The 19,008-nt window shown below is 67.9% G+C and carries 14 protein-coding genes; all 14 read left to right on the top strand.

What is annotated here, in order from left to right; all coding sequences use genetic code 11:
- The first annotated feature begins 2 nt into the window (after positions 1–2).
- The 14 genes from EAH76_RS15625 (at position 3) to EAH76_RS15560 (ending at position 18,853) form a co-directional block, all read left to right on the top strand.
- Positions 3–998, top strand: a complete 996-nt coding sequence (locus EAH76_RS15625) for a sugar ABC transporter substrate-binding protein (RefSeq protein WP_140851203.1) — start codon at positions 3–5, stop codon at positions 996–998.
- The gene (locus EAH76_RS15620) at positions 992–2,476 is read left to right on the top strand and encodes a sugar ABC transporter ATP-binding protein (protein WP_170208033.1); all 1,485 of its coding nucleotides are present in this window, start codon (positions 992–994) and stop codon (positions 2,474–2,476) included. The genes EAH76_RS15625 and EAH76_RS15620 overlap by 7 nt, the downstream gene beginning before the upstream one ends.
- Positions 2,473–3,606, top strand: a complete 1,134-nt coding sequence (locus EAH76_RS15615; protein WP_140851202.1) for an ABC transporter permease — start codon at positions 2,473–2,475, stop codon at positions 3,604–3,606. The genes EAH76_RS15620 and EAH76_RS15615 overlap by 4 nt, the downstream gene beginning before the upstream one ends.
- Positions 3,603–4,772: an extracellular solute-binding protein gene (locus EAH76_RS15610; RefSeq protein WP_140851201.1), complete on the top strand. Its 1,170-nt coding sequence runs from the start codon at positions 3,603–3,605 to the stop codon at positions 4,770–4,772. The genes EAH76_RS15615 and EAH76_RS15610 overlap by 4 nt, the downstream gene beginning before the upstream one ends.
- On the top strand, positions 4,769–5,827 hold the full coding sequence (locus EAH76_RS15605; RefSeq protein ID WP_140851200.1) for a Gfo/Idh/MocA family protein: 1,059 nt from the start codon (positions 4,769–4,771) through the stop codon (positions 5,825–5,827). Before EAH76_RS15610 ends, EAH76_RS15605 begins: the two co-directional genes overlap by 4 nt.
- Complete coding sequence (locus EAH76_RS15600; protein ID WP_140851199.1) at positions 5,824–6,546, top strand: SDR family oxidoreductase; 723 nt, start codon at positions 5,824–5,826, stop codon at positions 6,544–6,546. Before EAH76_RS15605 ends, EAH76_RS15600 begins: the two co-directional genes overlap by 4 nt.
- Positions 6,543–8,594 (top strand): beta-galactosidase, encoded by a 2,052-nt coding sequence (locus tag EAH76_RS15595; RefSeq protein WP_140851198.1) that lies wholly within the window; start codon positions 6,543–6,545, stop codon positions 8,592–8,594. Before EAH76_RS15600 ends, EAH76_RS15595 begins: the two co-directional genes overlap by 4 nt.
- Positions 8,594–10,192, top strand: a complete 1,599-nt coding sequence (locus EAH76_RS15590) for an alpha-L-fucosidase (protein WP_140851197.1) — start codon at positions 8,594–8,596, stop codon at positions 10,190–10,192. Before EAH76_RS15595 ends, EAH76_RS15590 begins: the two co-directional genes overlap by 1 nt.
- On the top strand, positions 10,189–12,273 hold the full coding sequence (locus EAH76_RS15585) for a beta-galactosidase (protein WP_140851196.1): 2,085 nt from the start codon (positions 10,189–10,191) through the stop codon (positions 12,271–12,273). The genes EAH76_RS15590 and EAH76_RS15585 overlap by 4 nt, the downstream gene beginning before the upstream one ends.
- A 124-nt stretch (positions 12,274–12,397) precedes the next feature.
- Positions 12,398–13,528: a ThuA domain-containing protein gene (locus EAH76_RS15580; protein ID WP_241659723.1), complete on the top strand. Its 1,131-nt coding sequence runs from the start codon at positions 12,398–12,400 to the stop codon at positions 13,526–13,528.
- A gap of 103 nt (positions 13,529–13,631) precedes the next feature.
- Positions 13,632–14,375, top strand: coding sequence for a FadR/GntR family transcriptional regulator (locus tag EAH76_RS15575; protein WP_140851195.1), 744 nt, complete (start codon positions 13,632–13,634; stop codon positions 14,373–14,375).
- Positions 14,376–14,487: 112 nt separating this feature from the next.
- The gene (locus tag EAH76_RS15570; protein WP_161989061.1) at positions 14,488–16,305 is read left to right on the top strand and encodes a beta-L-arabinofuranosidase domain-containing protein; all 1,818 of its coding nucleotides are present in this window, start codon (positions 14,488–14,490) and stop codon (positions 16,303–16,305) included.
- Positions 16,305–17,573, top strand: a complete 1,269-nt coding sequence (locus EAH76_RS15565; protein WP_140851193.1) for a ribulose-bisphosphate carboxylase large subunit family protein — start codon at positions 16,305–16,307, stop codon at positions 17,571–17,573. The genes EAH76_RS15570 and EAH76_RS15565 overlap by 1 nt, the downstream gene beginning before the upstream one ends.
- A complete protein-coding gene (locus tag EAH76_RS15560; RefSeq protein WP_140851192.1) occupies positions 17,570–18,853 on the top strand; it encodes a four-carbon acid sugar kinase family protein in 1,284 nt (427 codons plus the stop codon). Before EAH76_RS15565 ends, EAH76_RS15560 begins: the two co-directional genes overlap by 4 nt.
- Positions 18,854–19,008 lie beyond the last annotated feature (155 nt).

Below are 19,008 nucleotides of genomic sequence, written 5' to 3'. Positions count from 1 at the left end.
CGATGCGCTGGCGCCCCCTCCCCGCTGTGCTGAGCGTACTGGTCGCGATCGTCGCGATCGCGTCGGTGATCGGCGTGCGCAGCGCGGCGCGGGCGGAGAATGGCGTCGTCGCGGCGGTAAAGAGCGGCGGTCCGCGTTACGGCCTGTCGACCGTCGGCCTCAGCTTCCCGTTCGCCGCGGCGATCGCCAAGGGCTTCAGCGATGCCGCGGCCCGCGCGGGCGCGACGGCGATCGTGCTCGACGCCAAGGGCGACGTGCAGAAACAGGCGAACGATATCGACGATCTGATCGCCCAGCACGTCGCCGGCATCGCGGTGATGCCGCTCGATTCGGTGGTGGCGCAAGGCTGGGTCGCGCGCGCGCAGCGCGGCGGCGTGCCGATCGCGGCGGTCGCGGCTTTGGTCGGCAACCCGCGCACGCGGAAAGTCGAGGATGTCTATCCCGGGCTGGTCGCGCTCGCCTCGCAGGACGAAGTTGCGGCCGGGCGCGCGGCTGGAACGCTTGCCGCACGGCTGCTGCCGGCGGGCCGCCCTGCGCGGATCGCGGTGATCGAGGGCGCGGCAGGCTTTCCCGAAGTCGAGCAGCGCGCACGTGGTTTCCGCCAGGCACTCGATGCCGCTGGCGCCCGCTACGCGATCGTCGCGGCGCAGCCGGGCAACTGGACCAGCGAAGGCGGTGAAGCGGCATGCCAGAACATCCTCGCCGCCCAGCCCGGCATCGACCTGTTCTACAGCGAAGCCGACGACATGGTGATCGGCTGCGCCCGCGCCGTCCGCGCGGCGGGGTCGCCCGCGCGGCTGATCGGCGTCGGCGGGTCGAAGCTCGCGATCGCCTCGATCAAGGCCGGCGCGGTCGACGGAACGGTGTGCTTCAAGCCCGAGGCGCTCGGCGCGCTCGCCTTCCAGGCGCTGCACGAGGATGGCGGCCCGCGCTTCCGCACCTATCCGATCCCCGCCGTCACCCGCGCCAGCGTCGATGCGTGCGTCGGGCAATGGTAGCGCTCCTCAGCCTCGCCGGGGTCGAGAAGACCTGGCCCAATGGCACCGTCGCGCTGCGCGGGGTCGATCTGGTGGTGCAGCCGGGGCGCGTCCACGGACTGCTCGGCGCGAATGGCGCCGGGAAATCGACGCTGATCAAGATCCTGGCGGGCGCGATTCCCGCAAGCAGCGGCACAATCGCGTGGCGCGGAAAACCGGTGCGTTGGAGCAACCCACGCGCCGCGCGCGCGGCGGGGATCGCCACGCTCTACCAGCACATCCCGCTCGTGCCGACGCTGAGCGCGGCGGACAATATCCTGCTAGAGCAAAGCGGCGGCCTACGCCGCAACGCCGCCGCGCGCGCGCGCGCCGCCGCGGTCGTGGCGATGCTCGGCCACTCGTTCGGGCTCGACGAGATCGTCGGCGACCTGCCGATCGGCGCGCGCCAGATGGTGGCGATCGCGCAAGCCTTGGTCGGCGATCCCGCGCTCGTCATCATGGACGAACCGACCGCCGCGCTTGCCGGCGACGAGCGCGAGACGGTCTATCGCACGATCCGCCAGCTTGCCGCGGCCGGCCGTGCCGTGCTGTTCGTTTCGCACTTCCTCGACGAGATCCTCGCGCTGACCGATGAAGTCACCGTGCTACGCGATGGCCGCGCGGTGCTCCACGCCGAGACCGCCACGCTCGACGAAGCCGCGATCGCCGCCGCCATTGCCGGGCGCTCGGTCACGGCGCTCGCGCGGCACGAGATGCGGACGCCCGGCCCGGTGCTGCTTGAAGTCGAGGCGTTGCGTTCGCCTGGACGCCTGGCGCCGACCAGCCTCAGCGTCCGTGCCGGCGAGATCGTCGGGATCGCGGGGATGCTCGGCTCCGGACGAAGCGAATTGCTTCACGCCATCTTCGGCGCCGATCCTGCAGCGCGCGGCACCGTCACGCTCGACGGCCGGCGCGTGCCGCTGTTCACCGACGAAGCGGTTGCTGCCGGCATTGCGCTCGTGCCCGAGGACCGCGCGAAACAGGGCTTCGTCCCGACGATGACGATCGCCGAGAACATCGCACTGCCGCAGCAACGCCACACGCTCGACCGCGCCGGCGAAACGGCCGCCGCCCGCACCGCGATCGAGGCGCTGGCGATCAAGGCCGACGGACCCGACGCGCTGGTCAGCGAGCTGTCGGGCGGCAATGCGCAGAAGGTGGGGCTCGCCAAGTGGCTCACCCCCAAGACGCGCGTGGTGCTGCTCGACGAACCGACCGCCGGCATCGACATCGGCGCGCGGATCGACATTCTGCGCACGGTGCGCCGGCTCGCCGATGAGGGACTCGCGGTGCTGCTGGTCAGCTCCGAATTCGAAGAACTGCTCGCGATTTCCGATCGCATCCTGATCTTACGCGACGGCGCGGTGTCGGCCGAGATCGCCGACCCCGCCACGCTCGACGAGGCCGCCCTGATCCAGCTGGCAAGCGGCACCCGCACCGAAACAGGACTGGCCGCATGACCTCGATCGACTGGCGGCGCGCGTTCGGGCTGCGCGAGGCAGGCGTCTATTACGCCTTGCTGATCCTGCTCGGCGTGCTCGCGGCAATCGCGCACTCGCGCGGCCTGCCGAACTACCTCAATCCGCAAAATCTTGGCAACATCGCCTATCAAGCGTCGCTCGTGGGCATCATGGGCGTAGCGATGACGGTGATGCTGATCACCGGCGCGTTCGACCTGTCGGTCGCCTCGGTCGCGGCGCTGGCGGCGGCGGTGCTGGTCGGGCTCGCGCCGCAGATCGGGTTTCCGCTCGCGGCCTTTGCGGCCCTGGTCACGGCGGCGGCGATCGGACTGCTCAACGGCGCGATCGTGCAGTTCATCGGCATCAACGCTTTCATCGTCACGCTCGGCACGCTGACCGCGGTGCGCGGGCTGGTGCTGGTGTTGACCGACGGCCGCTCGCTGATGGTCGAGCGCGCCGATACGCTCGCGCAGATGCTGGCGTTCGAAAGCACGCGCGTGCCGGTATTCTGGCCGGCGCTGGTGATCGCGGTAGCACTCCTGGTGCTCGGCATCGTGCGCCGCGCGCTGGTGCAGATCGGCGCCGCGATCGTGCTGGCGATCCTCGCGCTGCTCGCAGGCCCCGGTTTGGCGGTCGCCGCGCCTGTCGTCTATCTCGCGATTTTCACCGCGATCGTCTGGGCGGTGCTGCACTTCACCGTCATCGGACGGCGGATCTATGCGGTCGGCGGCAATGCCGAGGCGGCGCGGCTGTCGGGGATCAACGTCCATGCCTACAAGCTCGGCGCGTTCGTCCTGTCGAGCGTGGCGGCGGGATTCGCCGGCGTGCTGTTCGGCTGCCGTCTCGGCGCGATCAATCCGACCGCGTTGCAGGGCAGCGAACTGACCGTGATCGCCGCGGCGATCCTCGGCGGCACGTCGCTCTTCGGCGGCGCGGGCAGCGTGGTGAAGACCGTGGTCGGCGCGCTGCTGCTGTTCACTCTGACCAACGGTTTCAACGTGCTCAATCTCGGCGCGAGCTATCAGGGGCTGATCGAGGGCGTGGTCGTGATCGCCGCGGCAGCGATCTACACCGTCGGTGGAGAGCGCAAGCGCGCGCGCCGGCCAGTCCCGGCGGAGGTCGCGGCATGACGACCCTGCGCATCGCGGTCCGCCGCTTCGATCCTTTCGCGCGCGCGATGACGGCGCAATTCGCCGATTTCGTCGCGACGACGGGCACGCAGGCCACGCTCGACGCGGTCGAGCTCGACCTCAACCCGCTGCACGCGACGCTGATCGGCGAGCGCGGGCTGGCGAGCGGCGAGTGGGACGTGGCCTTCCTCAACACTGACTGGCTGGCCGAAGCGGTGGCGGGCGATCTGCTCGAGGACCTCGCCCCGCACCTGGAGCACGCGCCGATCGCGGATTTCCCCGATGCGTGGAGCCCCTCGCTCACCGGGCTGCAACGCTTCTGCGGCGGCTTCTGGGGAATGCCCTATCACGATGGCCCGGAATGCCTGGTCTATCGCAAGGACCTGATCGTCGCCCCGCCGACAACGTGGGACGACTTCCACGCCCTCGCCCGCGCGCAGCATGACCCGGCACAGGAGCGCTACGGCACCGTGCTCGCGCTGTTCCCTGATGGGCATAACGGCCTGTACGATTTCTGCATCCAGATCTGGTCGCGCGGCGGCGAACCGTTCGACGCCGATGGCCGCGCCGATCTCACCAGCCCGCAGGCGCACGCCGCGCTCGATTTCCTGCGCAACCTCGCGGGTGACACCGCGGCGATCGCGCCCGATTGCCAAAAGCTCGACAGCGTCGCCTCCGGAATGCTGTTCGCCCAAGGGAAAGTCGCGCTGATGGCGAACTGGTTCGGTTTCGCGGCCTATTGCGACACTGCAACCGACAGCAAAGTAAATGGCCTGGTCGATGTCGCGCCGCTCCCCGCCGGGCCCGGCGGAAGCAGCGTCTCGCTCAACGTCTTCTGGGTGCTGGCGATCGCCGCCGGCTCGCGCAACAAATCGCTAGCGTGGGATTTCCTGCGGCATTGCGCCACCGCGCCGATGGACCGCCTTACCACTACCGAGGGCGCGATCGGCACGCGCCGCTCGACCTGGGCGGATGCGGAGATCAACGCCGCGATTCCGTATTATCACCGGCTCGAATGGCTGCACGAGCATGCCCGCGCGATGCCGGTGTCGCCCGATCTGGCGCGGATCAGCCATATCGTCGACGATCTTGTCACCGCCGCTGTGACGACCAATCGCAGCACCACCGAGTTGCTGGCGGAAGCCCAGGCGAGGATCACGCGATGACCCTGCAACAAGCCTGGCCGATGCCCTCGGCTCCGCGCCCGATCGTCATCATCGGCACTGGCGGGATCGTCAAGGACGCGCATCTGCCCGCCTATCGCAAAGCGGGTTTCACGGTGGCCGGGCTGTACGACCCCGACCGTGCCCGCGCGCAGGCGCTAGCGGACGAATGGGCCATCCCGACCGTGTTCGCCTCGCTTGCCGAAGCGGCGGAAGCGGACGCCGTGTTCGACGTGGCCGCCCCGCCGGTCGCGCACCGCGAGATCCTCGCGACGCTGCGCGAGAGCGCGACCGTGCTGCTGCAAAAGCCGATGGGCCTCGACCTTGCCGCGGCGACCGAGATCCGCGACATCGCGCGCGCGCGTCGCCTGACCGCCTCGGTCAATTTCCAGCTGCGCTATTCTGCGATGATGCTCGCGATCGGCGACGCGATTCGCCAGGGTCGCCTGGGCGAACTGACCGAGATCGAAGTCCATATCAATCTCGTCACGCCGTGGCAGCTGTTTCCGCATCTCAAGGCCAACCCGCGTGTCGAGATCGTCAGCCATTCGATTCACTATCTCGACGCGATCCGCGCGCTGGTCGGCGACCCGCGCAGCGTCTTCGCGCGCAGCTTCGGGCATCCGGCCAGCGGGCTCGCCGACACGCGCAGCTCGATGATCCTCGATTATGGCGACACCTTGCGCGTGCTGCTGTCGATCAACCATCACCATGATTTCGGCCGCCAGTTCCAGGACGCGCAGTTCCGCGTCGAGGGCGTGGCCGGCGCGGCGGTCGCCAAGTTCGGCGTGCTGCTCGACTATCCCGCCGGCGAGCCCGACGAACTCTGGCTCGCACCGCGCGGCGGGCCGTGGGATCAAGCGCCCCTCACCGGCGCGTGGTTCCCCGATGCGTTCATCGGCCCGATGGCCAATCTCCAGCGCTTCTCCGCGGGCGAGGATCTGACCCTGCTAACCGCGGTAGACGACGCCTGGCAGACGATGGCGCTGGTCGAAGCCGCGTACCTCTCCAACGATCAACTCGGCACCCCGATGCCGCGCATAAGGACCGACGCGTGACCGACCTGACCGGAAAGAGAGCCCTCGTCACCGCCGCCGCGCAGGGGATCGGCCGCGCCTCTGCGCTGGCACTCGCCGCCGCCGGCGCGCGCGTGGTCGCGACCGACCTCAACGAAGCCGGCCTCGCTGGGCTCGCCAGCGACCGGATCGAGACCCGGGTGCTCGACGTGCTCGATCCCACCGCCGTCGCCGCTTATGGCGACGAGGCGATCGACATGCTCTTCAACTGCGCCGGCGTCGTTCATGGCGGCACCGTGCTCACCACCAGCGAGGACGATCTCGACTTCGCCTGGGCGCTCAACGTCAAGGCGATGACGCGGATGTGCCGCGCCGTGCTGCCCGGCATGGTGGCGCGCGGCGGCGGCGCGATCATCAACATGGCCTCGGTCGCCTCGAGCATCAAAGGCGTGCCCGACCGCTTCGCCTATTGCGTCAGCAAGGCCGCGGTGATCGGCCTGACCAAGTCGATCGCCGCTGATTTCGTCAGCCAGAACATCCGCGTCACTGCGATTTGCCCGGGCACGGTCGAGACTCCGTCGCTGCACGATCGCCTGAGTGCCGATGGCGACTACGACGCCAAGCGCGCCGCTTTCATCGCGCGCCAGCCGATCGGCCGAATCGGCGCGCCCGAGGAGATCGCCGACCTCGTCGTCTATCTCGCTGGCGCGACCTATACGACCGGTCAGGTCCAGATCATTGACGGCGGATGGACGATATGAAGCGTTTTCTCGCCCTGTTGCTCGCTTGCGTTTCCACCCCGAGTTTGGCGCAAGGCCCGGCGCCGAAAGCGGCGTCGGAGCGGCTGTGGCTCGGCTCGGCCTGGTATCCCGAGCAATGGCCCGAGGAGCGCTGGGACGAGGATCTGCGGCTGATGCACGCGCACGGCGCCAATGTCGTGCGGATCGGCGAATATGCCTGGAGCCGGATCGAGCGCGAGGAGGGCCAATACGACCTCGCTTGGCTCCAGCGCGCGGTGCGGCTCGCCGCCAAACATGACATCAAGGTGGTGATCGGCACCCCGACCGACACGCCCCCCGCCTGGCTGACGCAGAAATATCCCGATACGCTGCGCGTCGATACCAATGGCGTGCCTGCCGGGCACGGCGGACGCCGCCAATTCTCGATCTCCTCGCCGCGATACCGCGCGGTGGCGCGCGACGTCGTGTCGCGGATGGCTGATGCGGTCGGCAACGAGCCGAACGTGATCGGCTGGCAGATCGGCAACGAACATACCGACGAAAGCTACGATTCCGCCGCGCGCGACGCCTGGCACGCCTGGCTCAAGGCCAAATACGGCACGCTCGACCGGATGAACGAGCTGTGGGCGACCGCCTATTGGTCGCAGACCTATACCGCCTGGGATCAGGTGCCGTTCAACGCCGCCGCGGGCAATCCGGGGTGGATGCTCGACCTGAAGCATTTCATCACCGAGCAATGGGTCGCGTTTCAGGCCAACCAGGCGGATGTCGTGCGCGGCAAAGTGCCGGCGCGAGAGTTCATCACCACTAATCTCGGCGGGCTCGGCTGGGCCAATCGCTTCGATCGGTACGCGATCAACCGCGGGCTCGATCTGGCGTCGTGGGACGATTATGTCGGCACCGGCCATCTCGACGCCTATCGCAACGGCGCGGTCAACGATCTCGCGCGCGGCTGGAAGCGGCAGAATTTCTGGGTGATGGAAACGCAGCCCGGCTTCGTGAACTGGGCGCCGGTCAGCAACATGCTCTACCCCGGCGAGACGCGCGCGCTCGCGTGGCAGACGGTCGGGCATGGCGCGGATGCGGTGTTGTTCTGGCAATGGCGCAACGCGCTCAACGGGCAGGAGACGATGCACGGCTCGCTCGTCGGCCCCGACGGAAAGCCGCTGCCCATCTATGCCGAGGCGACGCAGATCGGCGCCGACTTCGCCAAGGCTTCGTCCGCGCTCGCCGGCACGTCACCGAATGCCGAGGTCGCGATCCTGCAGGATTACGACAGCCGCTGGGCGATCGACTTCCAGCCGCTGACCAAGGACTATGACCAGATCGGCGTGCTGCTGGATTATTACCGGCCGCTCAAGGATGCGCTCGGCGCGGTCGATGTGGTGTCCGCCAATGCGCCGCTCGACCGCTACAAGCTGGTGGTCGCGCCGAGCCTCAATGTCATCCCCGAAGCGCTCGCCAAGCGGCTCGCCGACTATGTCCGCAAGGGCGGCCACCTCATCCTTAGCCCGCGCTCGGGCCTCAAGGACGAATTTAACCGGCTCGACACCACCCGCCAGCCCGGCCCACTCGCGCCCCTCCTTGGCGCGCAGGTCGAGCAATTCTACCCGCTCGACGAACACGTCGCGGTCGAGGGCGGCACCGCCAGCATCTGGGCCGAGGACCTCACCAAACAGGCCCCCGACGCGACGGTGCTGCTGCGCTACGGCAAGGCCAATGGCTGGCTCGACGGCCATCCCGCCGCGATCACGCGCAGCGTCGGCAAGGGTCGCATCAGCTATTACGGCGCGCTGTTCGACAAGGCCGTGACGCAGCGGTTGATCGACGCCGCACTCGCCAACGCCAGGGTCTCGCGCGACTTCGCTACGCCGCCCGAGGTCGAGCTGATGACGCGCGAAGGCCAGGGCCGCCACATCGTCATCCTCGTCAACCACGGCCGCACCCCGCAGCACGTCGCGCTGCCCGCGCCGATGACCGACATCCTCAGCGGCGGCACCACCGCAGCGGTCGACCTCGCGCCTGAAGGCGTCGCGGTGCTGCAACGCCCGAAGACCGGAGCCAAATGATGAAGCACACCCTCAAAAGCCTCCTGCTCGCCACCGCCTTGCTCGGCGCCGCCCCCGCCTTCGCCGAGGAGACCAGCGAGACGCGCTATCCGATGGACTTCAAGGCCGGCCCGGTCGCGCAGCAACTGCAGAAGGTCGATCGCGGCATCGCCAGCGGCCCGTTCCGCCCCAATTGGGAATCGCTGAAAGCGATCCGGACCCCCGAATGGTTTCGCGACGCCAAGTTCGGCATCTTCCTGCACTGGGGCCCCTATGCCGTGCCGGGCTTCCTGACCGAATGGTATTCGCGCAACATGTACGATTCTGGCAATGTCGCCTTCACCTATCACCGCAACGTGTTCGGGCCGCAATCGAAGGTCGGCTACAAGGACTTCATCCCCAAATTCACCGCTGAGAAGTTCGACGCGGCGCAGTGGATCGCGCTCTTCCAGCAAGCCGGCGCGCGCTACGTTTTGCCGGTCGCCGAGCATTGTGACGGCTTCGCGATGTACGACAGCCAGATGACCGACTGGAACGAGGTCAAGATGGGCCCCAGGCAGGACACCGCCGCCGCGCTGATGAAGGCCGCGCGCGCGCAGGGCCTGCACTTCGGCCTGTCGTCGCACCGCGCCGAGCATTGGTGGTGGTACGGCGTCGGCCGCGGCTATGACAGCGACGTCAACGATCCGCGTTATGCCGGTCTGTACGGCCCGGCCGCCCCGGTGCGCTTGCCGGGCGACCCCGCCCCCGGCCAGCCCAACCCGTCGCATCTCGAAAACTGGAGCGTGCCCGACAAGCAGTTCCTCTACGACTGGCTCGCGCGCACGACCGAGTTCATCGACAAATACGATCCCGAGATCGTCTATCTCGACTGGTGGACCAGTGCCCCGGCGTTCCAGCCCTACCTTCAGCGCCTCGCCGCCTATTATTACAACGTCGCGAAGAAGAAGGGCTACAGCCCCTCGATCGCGTACAAGGGCGCGCAGTTCGCACCGGGCACCGCATTGTTCGACGTCGAGCGCGGCAAGCTCGACGAATTGCGGCTCGAGCCGTGGCAGACCGACACGTCGATCTCGACCAAGAGCTGGGGCTATATCCAGGACGACGAGTATAAGACGCCCAAGGCGCTGGTGCAGGATCTGGTCGATATCGTCTCGAAGAACGGCAATCTGATGCTCAATGTCGGTCCGCGCGCCGACGGCACGATCCCCGAAGGCGCGCAAGCCGTGCTGCGCGGGATCGGCGCGTGGATGAAGGTCAATGGCGAGGCGATCTACGGCACGCGGCCGTGGAAATATTTTGGCGAAGGCCCGACCGCGACCGTTGCGGGCGAGAAGAACGAGGCGGCCAATCGCGGCTGGAAGGCAGAGGACATCCGCTTCACCACCAAGCCGGGCGTGCTGTACGCGACCGCGATGGAGCGGCCGGCGGATGGCGTGGTGCGGATGAAGACGCTGTATGCGGGATCGCCGTATCTCGATCGCAAGATCAGCGGGATCACGCTGCTCGGCGGCGGCGCTGTCACGTGGCAGCAGACCGACAAGGGGCTGGAGGCGACGCTTCCTGCCGGGGCTGATACCGGCATGCCGTATGTGCTGCGCATCGGGTTCGCACCATGATCGTGCGGGCTGCGCTGGCGGCTGCGGCACTGCTCGTGTCCGCCAGCGCGACGGCGCAATCCGCCCGAGCCCCGCACGCCCGCGCGACCAACTTTCCTGGGCTTCCCCCGGTGGCGGTCGGCACCTCCTGGTATCCCGAGCAATGGCCCGAAGAGCGCTGGGCGACCGACCTCGCGCTGATGCGCAAGGCCGGGTTCAACACCGTCCGGATCGGCGAATTCGCCTGGAGCAAGCTCGAACCGACCAAGGGAAAGTTCGACTTCACCTGGCTCGACCGCGCGATCGCCGCCGCCGCCAAACACGGCATGATGGTCGTACTCGGCACCCCGACCGCTGCCCCGCCGGCCTGGCTGACATCCACCTATCCCGACACGCTACGCGTCGACGAGGACGGCAAGCGCGCCACCCATGGCGCGCGCCGCCATTTCTCCTTCGCCAGCGCGCGCTACCGCAGCTTTGCGCGCACGATCGCCAGCGAGATGGCCAAACGCTACGGCCACGACCCGCGCGTCGTCGGCTGGCAGATCGACAATGAGATCGGCCCACCCTCGTTCGATCCCGAGGCGGTGGCGCGCTGGCACGCCTTCCTCAAAGACCGCTACGGCACGATCGACACGCTCAACGCGCGCTGGGCGACCGAATATTGGAGCCAGTTCTATAACAGCTTCGACCAGGTCCCGCTCCACGCCACCGGCCAGCAGAACCCAGCCTTGCTGCTCGACTTCAAGCATTTCACCACCGCGACCTGGACCGACTATGTCGCCAACCAGGCGCAGGCGATCCGCGCTACGGCTGACCCGCGTCAGTTCGTCACGACCAACACGATGTTCTGGAATTCAGGGTTCGATCACTTCGCGCTGCACCGCGATCTCGATCTGGCGGCGTGGGACAATTACATCCCCAACGGCCGCCCCGACTGGGTCGCCAACGGCGCCAACCACGATCTCGTACGCGGCTACAAGCAGCGTAATTTCTGGCTGATGGAGACCCAGCCCGGCCGCGTCGACTGGGTGCCGATCAACCGCGCGCTCGATCCGGGGCAGGTCCGCGAGATGGCGTGGCAAGCGATCGGCCACGGCGCCGATGCGGTCCTGTACTGGCAGTGGCGGCCGGCGCGCAACGGGCAGGAAAGCTATCACGGCTCGCTGCTCGGCCAAGACGGCAAGCCCAACCCGATCCTCGCCGAGGTGACGCAGACCGCGCACGAAATCACCGCCGCCGCGACCGCGCTGGCCGACACCGCGCCGGTCGCCAAGGTGGCGATGCTGTTCTCCTATGACAGCCGCTGGGCGATCGACTTGCAGCCGCTCAACAAGGGTTTCGATCCGGTGCGCGAATTCACCGACTTCTACCGCCCGCTGCGCGTCGCAGCGCAGGGGGTGGCGGTGCTGCCGGTCGAAGCCGATCTGTCGCATTACCCGTTGGTCGTGGCGCCCGCACTCAACGTGATGACCGCCGAGACCGCGCAGCGCCTCGCCGCTTACGCCGCGGGCGGTGGGCATCTGGTGCTCGGTCCGCGTTCGGGGATGAAGGACGATGCCAACGCCTTGTGGCCCAACCGCCAGCCCGGCCCGCTCGCCGGAGCGCTCGGCGCGCATGTCGAGCAATTCTACGCGCTCGACACACCGGTCGGCATCACCGGCGGCGTGACCGGCACCGTCTCGACCTGGGCGGAAGCGCTGCTGCCCGATGCGGCCGATACACAGGTGGTCGCGCGTTACACCGATCCGGGCGGCTGGCTCAACGGCAAGCCCGCGATCGTCACGCGGCCGATCGGCAAGGGAAGCATCACCTATGTCGGTGCCTGGCTCGATCCCGTCGCGATGCGCGGTCTCGCGACGCGCTTGCTCGATCAGGCCGGGGTCAAGCCGATCCTCGGTGCGATCGATCCCGACGTCGAAGTGAGCGCGCGGGCCGGCGCGAGGCGGTGCGTGCTGGTGCTGATCAACCATGGCACGGCGGCGCATCCCGTTGCGTTGCCGGCGGGTGCGCGCGTGGTGACCGGGTCGCTCGCCAACGGGACGCTGCAACCGCATGCTGTGGCGGTGGTGCAGACGCAAAACGAAGCGCCATGCCGCTAACCCACCCTCCTTCGTCACTCCGGGCTTGTCCCGGAGTCCACTGTGCCGCGTGTCCTGCGGCCGTAGGATACGAACCGCGGTGGACCCCGGGACAAGCCCGGGGTGACGAAAGGGGAGATCGATCGTGTTCCATGACACGCTGACGCGCACCCTCATGGCAGCCATCGCCGCCGCTCTGCTGTTCCACACCACCGCTGCGTCCGCCGCGACCACCGACTGCCCGCTGCGCGACGCGCCCTTCTCGGTCGATTCCCCGCTGCTCGACGTGCTGCTCAGCCCCGCCGCCCACGCCATCGTCGATCGCGAAACACCCACGCTGATCAATCCCCTCCCCCTACATCTGCAAAAGCTAGATGCCGCGGCTTTCGCCGCGATCCTCACGCTCAGGATAGTGGCCAAGTCAAAAGCCCTCGACCTCACCAAACTCGACGCCGCCCTGCGTGCCGAACCCGTCACCCCCGCCGACAGGCACGCCCGCTGCGCGCGCTACGACGACGATCCGCTGACTACGCTCCCCCGAGCCGGCAAGCCGGCGCTGCTGATCTTCCAGAAGATCACCGGCTTCCGCGACGGTCCCTCGGTCGACGCCGGCGAACGCGCGCTGCGCGCCATCGCCGCGCGCAAGGGCTGGACCGTCGTCGTCACCGATCGCGGCGGCGCGATGACAGCCGCGACGCTCAATCAGTTCGATGCGGTGGTGTGGAACAATGTCAGCGGCGACGTCCTCACGCTGCGCCAGCGCGCCGCGTTCCGCCAATATATTGAGCAAGGCGGCGGGTTCATCGGCATCCACGGTGCCGGCGGTGATCTTGCTTATTTCTGGGACTGGTATACCGACACATTGCTCGGCGCACGCTTCAAGGGGCATCCGACCAACCCGTCGTTCCGCGACGCGCGCGTGCAGGTGGACCGCGCCGACGGCATCACGCGCGGCCTGCCGCCGAGCTGGTCGATGAACGACGAATGGTACTCCTTCTTCGCCTCGCCGCGCGCGACCGACGCGACGGTGCTGCTGACGCTCGATGAAACGAGCTACGCACCCGTCGGCGGCGGCGCGAGCATCGCGATGGGCGATCATCCGATCGCCTGGAAGCGCTGCCTCGGCGAGGGCCGCGTCTTCTACTCGGCGATCGGCCATCGCCCGGAAACCTATGCCGACCCCAACAACCAGCGTTTCCTTGAACAGTCGATCGCATGGGCGGCGAAACGCGGCACGACGCAATGCCGGAATGGTCGCGAGGTCCCAGCGCAATAAATTCAACGCGTTACAGGGACAAATTGCGACACGCGTTGCCTCCGGCCCGTTCTTCCTATTATATCCGAACCGCCGTAGCGACACGGGGCGGAGAGCAACGACGATGGAGGGTCAGGTCAGTTTCGGCAGGTTCAGCGGGGGGACGCTGTCGAGCCACGACCAAGTGGCGCGCGCACTCGGCGTCGATATTCTCGCCGGCACCTTTCCGCCCGGGGCCAAGTTGCCGCCCGAAGCCGAAATTCTCGCGCGCTTCGGAATCTCGCGCACCGTGCTGCGCGAGGCGTTCAAGACGCTCACCGCCAAGGGCCTGATCGTGTCCAAGACGCGTGTCGGGACGACGGTGCTCGACAGCGCGCACTGGAATTTCTTCGATGCCGACATCCTCGAATGGAAGATCAGCCAGGGCTTCGACCTGGCCTTCGTGCGCGACCTCGCCGATATCCGCCGTTCGATCGAGGCGACCGGCGCCGCCTCCGCCGCCGAACGCCGCTCGAGCGCCGACATTGCCGAGATGCGCCGCTGCATCGAGCGGATGAACGCCGCGACCGCCAACGCCCATGCCTTCGCGCTCGCCGATCTCGACTTTCACAAGGCGGTCGGCCGCGCGTCGGGCAACGTACTGATCCGCTCGCTCGCGGCGGTGATCGAGACCGCATTGCTCGCGTCGTTCCGGATGAGTTCGCCGGTGCGCGAGGCCGACGAGCACGAGGCGAGTGTCGCGGGGCACCACCGCATCGTCGACGCGATCGAGGCCGGCGACGCCGAGGGTGCGGCGGCGGCGATGCGCGCGATTATCGGCCACGGCGTCGCGCGGATCGAACGCGGGATAAACGCGCCCGTCGTCTAGTTTCGAATTTCTTCGAATCGAATTGCGGCTTGTTTCGCAATTAGTACTATTATAAACCTTTTCCTCACAGGAGGCGCTGCGAATCGGCGATCCCGCGTTTGAGAGGATGAGTATGCCGGGCTTGCCCACAGCCGCGTTGTCGCGCCGTGACTTCTTCCACTGTGCCGCCTGCGCCACCGCCGTCGGATCGCTTGGCGTCGTGCCGTTCGCGCATGCCGCCACCAACGCGCTGCAGGGGAAAGAAGCGGTCCACGAATTCCCCTATGGCGCTGTCCGTCTCACCGGCGGCGTGATCAAGCAGCATTACGATCACATCCACGCGCACTATCTCGCGCTGGACAATGATCGGCTGCTGAAAGTCTTCCGCCAGAATGCCGGCCTGCCCGCGCCCGGCCCCGACATGGGCGGCTGGTACGATGCCGACGGCTTCGTCCCCGGCCTCGCCTTCGGGCAATATGTCTCCGGCCTCGCGCGCATCGCCGCCGCCACCGGCGACACCGTCGCCAAGGCCAAGGTCGCCGCACTGGTCGACGGCTTCGGCAAGGCGATGCTCGTCGCCAAGAACCCCTATGCCGGCCCCAAGGCGCAGGAGCAGTGGGCCGCCTATGTGATGGACAAGTACGTCGTCGGCCTGATCGACGCCTATCGGTTGTGCGGCGTCGAGCAGGCCAGGACGCTGCTGCCGATGATCATCGACAAGTGCATGCCGTATATCTCGCCGGTCTCGCGCGACCGGATCGGCAAGGTCGATCCGCCGTATGACGAGACCTTCGTGCTGCCCGAAAACCTGTTCCACGTCGCCGACATCACCGGCGACGACAAGTATCGCGCGATGGCGGTGCATTACATGCTCGACAAGGAGTGGTTCGACCCGCTCGCCAAGGGCCAGGACGTGCTGCCGACCAAGCACGCCTATAGTCACACGATCGCGCTAAGTTCGGGCGGCCAGGCCTATCTCCATCTCGGCGACCCGAAATATCGCAAGGCGCTGGAGAATGCCTGGACCTTCATGGAGCCGCAGCGCTTCGCCAGCGGCGGCTGGGGCCCCGAGGAGCAGTTCGTCAAGTTGCACGAGGGCCATCTCGCCGCCAGCCTGAAGGCCTCGGTCGCGCATTTCGAGACGCCGTGCGGCAGCTTTGCCGACATGAAGCTCGCGCGCTACCTGATCCGCTTCACCGGCCAGCCGGTCTATGGCGACGGGCTGGAGCGCACGCTCTACAACACGATCCTCGCCGCGCGCCTGCCCGACAGCGACGGCGATTATCCCTATTATTCGGATTACGGCGCGGCCGGCGAGAAGCGCTATTACCAGAAGAAATGGCCGTGCTGCTCGGGCACGCTGGTGCAGGCCGTCTCGGATTACGTGCTCAACCTCTATTTCCACGACGACGACGCGCTGCTGGTCAACATGTACGCCGCCTCCGAAGTGACCTGGGATCGCCCGGGCGGCGCGGTCGAAGTCGTGCAGGAAACCGATTATCCGTCGAAGAACAGCGTCCGCCTGACGGTGCGCAAGCCCGGCAACGGCGCCTTCGCGATGAAGCTGCGCATCCCGGCCTGGACGAAAGACGCAACGCTGCTGGTCAACGGAAAGCCCCAGGCGGTGACGCCCGGCACGCTGGCGGTGGTCAGCCGCCGCTGGAAGGCGGGCGACACGCTCGACCTCGTCATCCCGCAGCCGCTGCGCACCTTGCCGATCGACGATCGCAACCCGAACCTCGCCGCCGTGATGCGCGGCCCGGTGATGTATGTCGGGATCAACCCCTGGACCGGGATCGAAACGCAGACGATCGCGCTGCCGGGGACACTCGAACCGATGCCCAATAGTGACGTCGCCTACCGCACGCAGGTGGGGGCGCGGAACCTGGTGTTCATCCCGTATTTCAATGTCGATACCGAGCGTTCGACCACCTACTTCAAGATCGCCTGATGACCGAACAGCGCCTGACGGCAACCTATTGGATCGAGACCGCCTTCCCGCTCGCGCAGGCCGCGGCGACGATGGGGGGCGAGCAATCGACCGGCACCTTCGTCCGCGTCCCCGGCGAAACCGACGAACTGCGCGAGGCCCACGCCGCGCTCGTCGAGGAGATCGTCGAACTCGGCGAAGTGGCGTCCCCGTCGCTGCCGGGCTCGGGCCTGCCCAAATCGGGCGACGCCACCCGCCGCGCGGCGCGCGTCGTCCTGTCCTGGCCGATGTCGAACTTCGGCCCGTCACTGCCCAATCTGCTGGCGACGGTCGCGGGCAATCTCTCCGAGCTGAAGGCGTTTTCCGGACTCAAGCTGATCGACCTGAAGCTGCCGCCGGTGTTTCTCGATCGCTACCAGGGCCCGCAATTCGGCGTCGCCGGCACGCGGCAACTGACCGGCGTGTACGACCGCCCGATCATCGGCACGATCATCAAGCCGAGCGTCGGTCTCTCGCCCGAAGCCACCGCCGATCAGGTGCGCGGGCTGGTCGAAGCCGGTGTCGATTTCATCAAGGATGACGAACTCCAGTCGGACGGCCCACATTGCCCGTTCGACGCGCGCGTCTCGGCGGTGATGCGCGTGATCAACGACCACGCCGAGCGCACCGGCAAGAAAGTGATGTTCGCCGCCAACCTCACCGGCGAGATCGACGAGATGCTCAGCCGCCACGACCATGTCCTTGCCGAGGGCGGCACCTGCGTGATGGCGAGCATGAACTCGATCGGCCTGCCCGCGATGAAGGTGCTGCGCGCGCATTCGCAACTGCCGATCCACGGCCACCGCAACGGCTGGGGCATGTTCGGCCGCTCGCCTGCTATCGGCATGAGCTTTGTCGCCTATCAGAAACTGTGGCGCCTCGCCGGGATCGACCACACGCATGTCAACGGCATCGACAACAAGTTCTGCGAACCCAATGACAGCGTGATCGCCTCGGCGCGCGAATGCCTGACGCCGATGTTCGACGCGCCCCATCCCGGATGCGAAGTGATGCCGGTCTTTTCCTCCGGCCAATCCGCCCGCCAGGCCGCACCGACCTTCGCCGCGCTTGGCAGCGTCGACTGCATGTTCGCGGCGGGCGGCGGGATCCTCGCGCATCCCGGCGGTCCGGCGGCGGGCGTGCGCGCCTTGCGCCAGGCCTGGGATGCGGCCGTGGCTGGCGTGCCCGTCGCCGATGCGGCGCGCGATGCCCCCGAACTCGCCGCAGCATTGGGCGCATTCGCGGCGTGACGCCGCTCTACGCTTTCTACGGCGACGATTTCACGGGATCGACCGATGTCCTCGAACAGCTCGCCGAGGGCGGGGTGCCGGCCGTCTTGTTCCTGCGCACGCCCGACGCGGCGCTCCGCGCGCGCTTCGCGGACGTGCGCGCGATCGGGCTGGCGGGTGACAGTCGCAGTCGCTCGCCGGATTGGATGGACGCCAATTTGCCCGGTGCGTTTGCCGCGCTGAGCGACGGCGGACTCGTCCATTACAAGACCTGTTCGACCTTCGACAGTAGCCCGCACACCGGCTCGATCGGGCGCGCGCTGGACATTGGCGTGCGGGCGTTTGGCGGCCCGGCGGCGATCGTCGTCGGCGCCCCGCATCTGCGGCGCTACGTCGCGTTCGGCAACCTGTTCGCAGCGGCGGGCGCGGAGGTGTACCGCATTGACCGCCACCCGACGATGGCGCGCCATCCCGTCACGCCGATGCACGAGGCCGATCTTATCCGGCATTTGGCGGCACAGAGCGAGGCGCGGATCGCTTTGGTCTCGCTCGAAGATCTACACGCTGGCCGCGCCGACGCCGCCTTCGGGACGGCCGAGTCGAACTGCGACGCGGTGCTGTTCGACGGCGTGAGCTATGACGACCTCGCCGCCACCGGCGCGGTCCTGCTCGCGCATGGCGTTCGCTTCGCCGTCGGCAGCTCCGGCGTGACGCGCGCGTTGGTGCTCGCGTGGCAAGCTGCCGGGCTGATCGACGGCGCCCCGGCGCACGCGCGCGCGGCAGCGGTCGATCGCTTGCTCGTCGTTAGCGGCAGTTGCTCCCCCGTTACCGGCCGCCAGATCGCGCGCAGCATCGCCGACGGCTATGCCGCAGTGCTGGCCGACGTTCCCGCTTTGCTGCGCGGCGAGACGGCCGAAGAAGACCGCCTGGTGCGTGACGCGATCGACGCCGTGACGATCGACGGCCGCTGCACGCTCTATTCCGCCCAGGGACCGCTCGACGCCAGCGCCCCAGCCGCCGGCGAACAGCTCGGCGCAGCGCTCGGTCGCGTCGCGCACGCGGTGGTGCGTGCGACCGGATTGCGGCGCCTGCTCTTCGCCGGCGGCGACACGTCGAGCCACGGCGTCGCGCAGCTCGGCATCGACGCGCTGACCTGGGCCGCCCCGATCGAACCCGGCGCGCCACTGGTGCGCGCGCATGCGACCGACGCGGCAATCGATGGCCTCGAGCTCGTGCTCAAGGGCGGCCAGATGGGCGGCGAGGATTTCTTCGAAACGGTCCGGCGCGGCGGCTCGGATTAGCGGGTGAGCCGTTTACGTCGAACCGGCCTAACCACGCTGTCACCCTGAACTCGTTTCAGGGTCCATGCGCGGACGCCAGCCGCACGCGCGACGCTGATTGGACGCGCATGGATGCTGAAACGAGTTCAGCATGACGGGAGTGTTCGAGACGAGGG

It is taken from the genome of Sphingomonas glacialis (assembly GCF_006439055.1).
Taxonomy (GTDB): Bacteria; Pseudomonadota; Alphaproteobacteria; order Sphingomonadales; family Sphingomonadaceae; genus Sphingomonas; species Sphingomonas glacialis_A.
Note: the sequence above shows the minus strand (reverse complement) of the source record. Positions and strands in the feature narration are given on the sequence as shown.

Coding starts and splice junctions, on each gene's coding strand:
- EAH76_RS15585 (WP_140851196.1), top strand. CDS start 10,189: ATGATCGTGCGGGCTGCGCTGGCGGCTGCGGCACTGCTCGTGTCCGCC.
- EAH76_RS15605 (WP_140851200.1), top strand. CDS start 4,769: ATGACCCTGCAACAAGCCTGGCCGATGCCCTCGGCTCCGCGCCCGATC.
- EAH76_RS15625 (WP_140851203.1), top strand. CDS start 3: ATGCGCTGGCGCCCCCTCCCCGCTGTGCTGAGCGTACTGGTCGCGATC.
- EAH76_RS15565 (WP_140851193.1), top strand. CDS start 16,305: ATGACCGAACAGCGCCTGACGGCAACCTATTGGATCGAGACCGCCTTC.
- EAH76_RS15590 (WP_140851197.1), top strand. CDS start 8,594: ATGAAGCACACCCTCAAAAGCCTCCTGCTCGCCACCGCCTTGCTCGGC.
- EAH76_RS15575 (WP_140851195.1), top strand. CDS start 13,632: ATGGAGGGTCAGGTCAGTTTCGGCAGGTTCAGCGGGGGGACGCTGTCG.
- EAH76_RS15595 (WP_140851198.1), top strand. CDS start 6,543: ATGAAGCGTTTTCTCGCCCTGTTGCTCGCTTGCGTTTCCACCCCGAGT.
- EAH76_RS15620 (WP_170208033.1), top strand. CDS start 992: ATGGTAGCGCTCCTCAGCCTCGCCGGGGTCGAGAAGACCTGGCCCAAT.
- EAH76_RS15615 (WP_140851202.1), top strand. CDS start 2,473: ATGACCTCGATCGACTGGCGGCGCGCGTTCGGGCTGCGCGAGGCAGGC.
- EAH76_RS15570 (WP_161989061.1), top strand. CDS start 14,488: ATGCCGGGCTTGCCCACAGCCGCGTTGTCGCGCCGTGACTTCTTCCAC.
- EAH76_RS15610 (WP_140851201.1), top strand. CDS start 3,603: ATGACGACCCTGCGCATCGCGGTCCGCCGCTTCGATCCTTTCGCGCGC.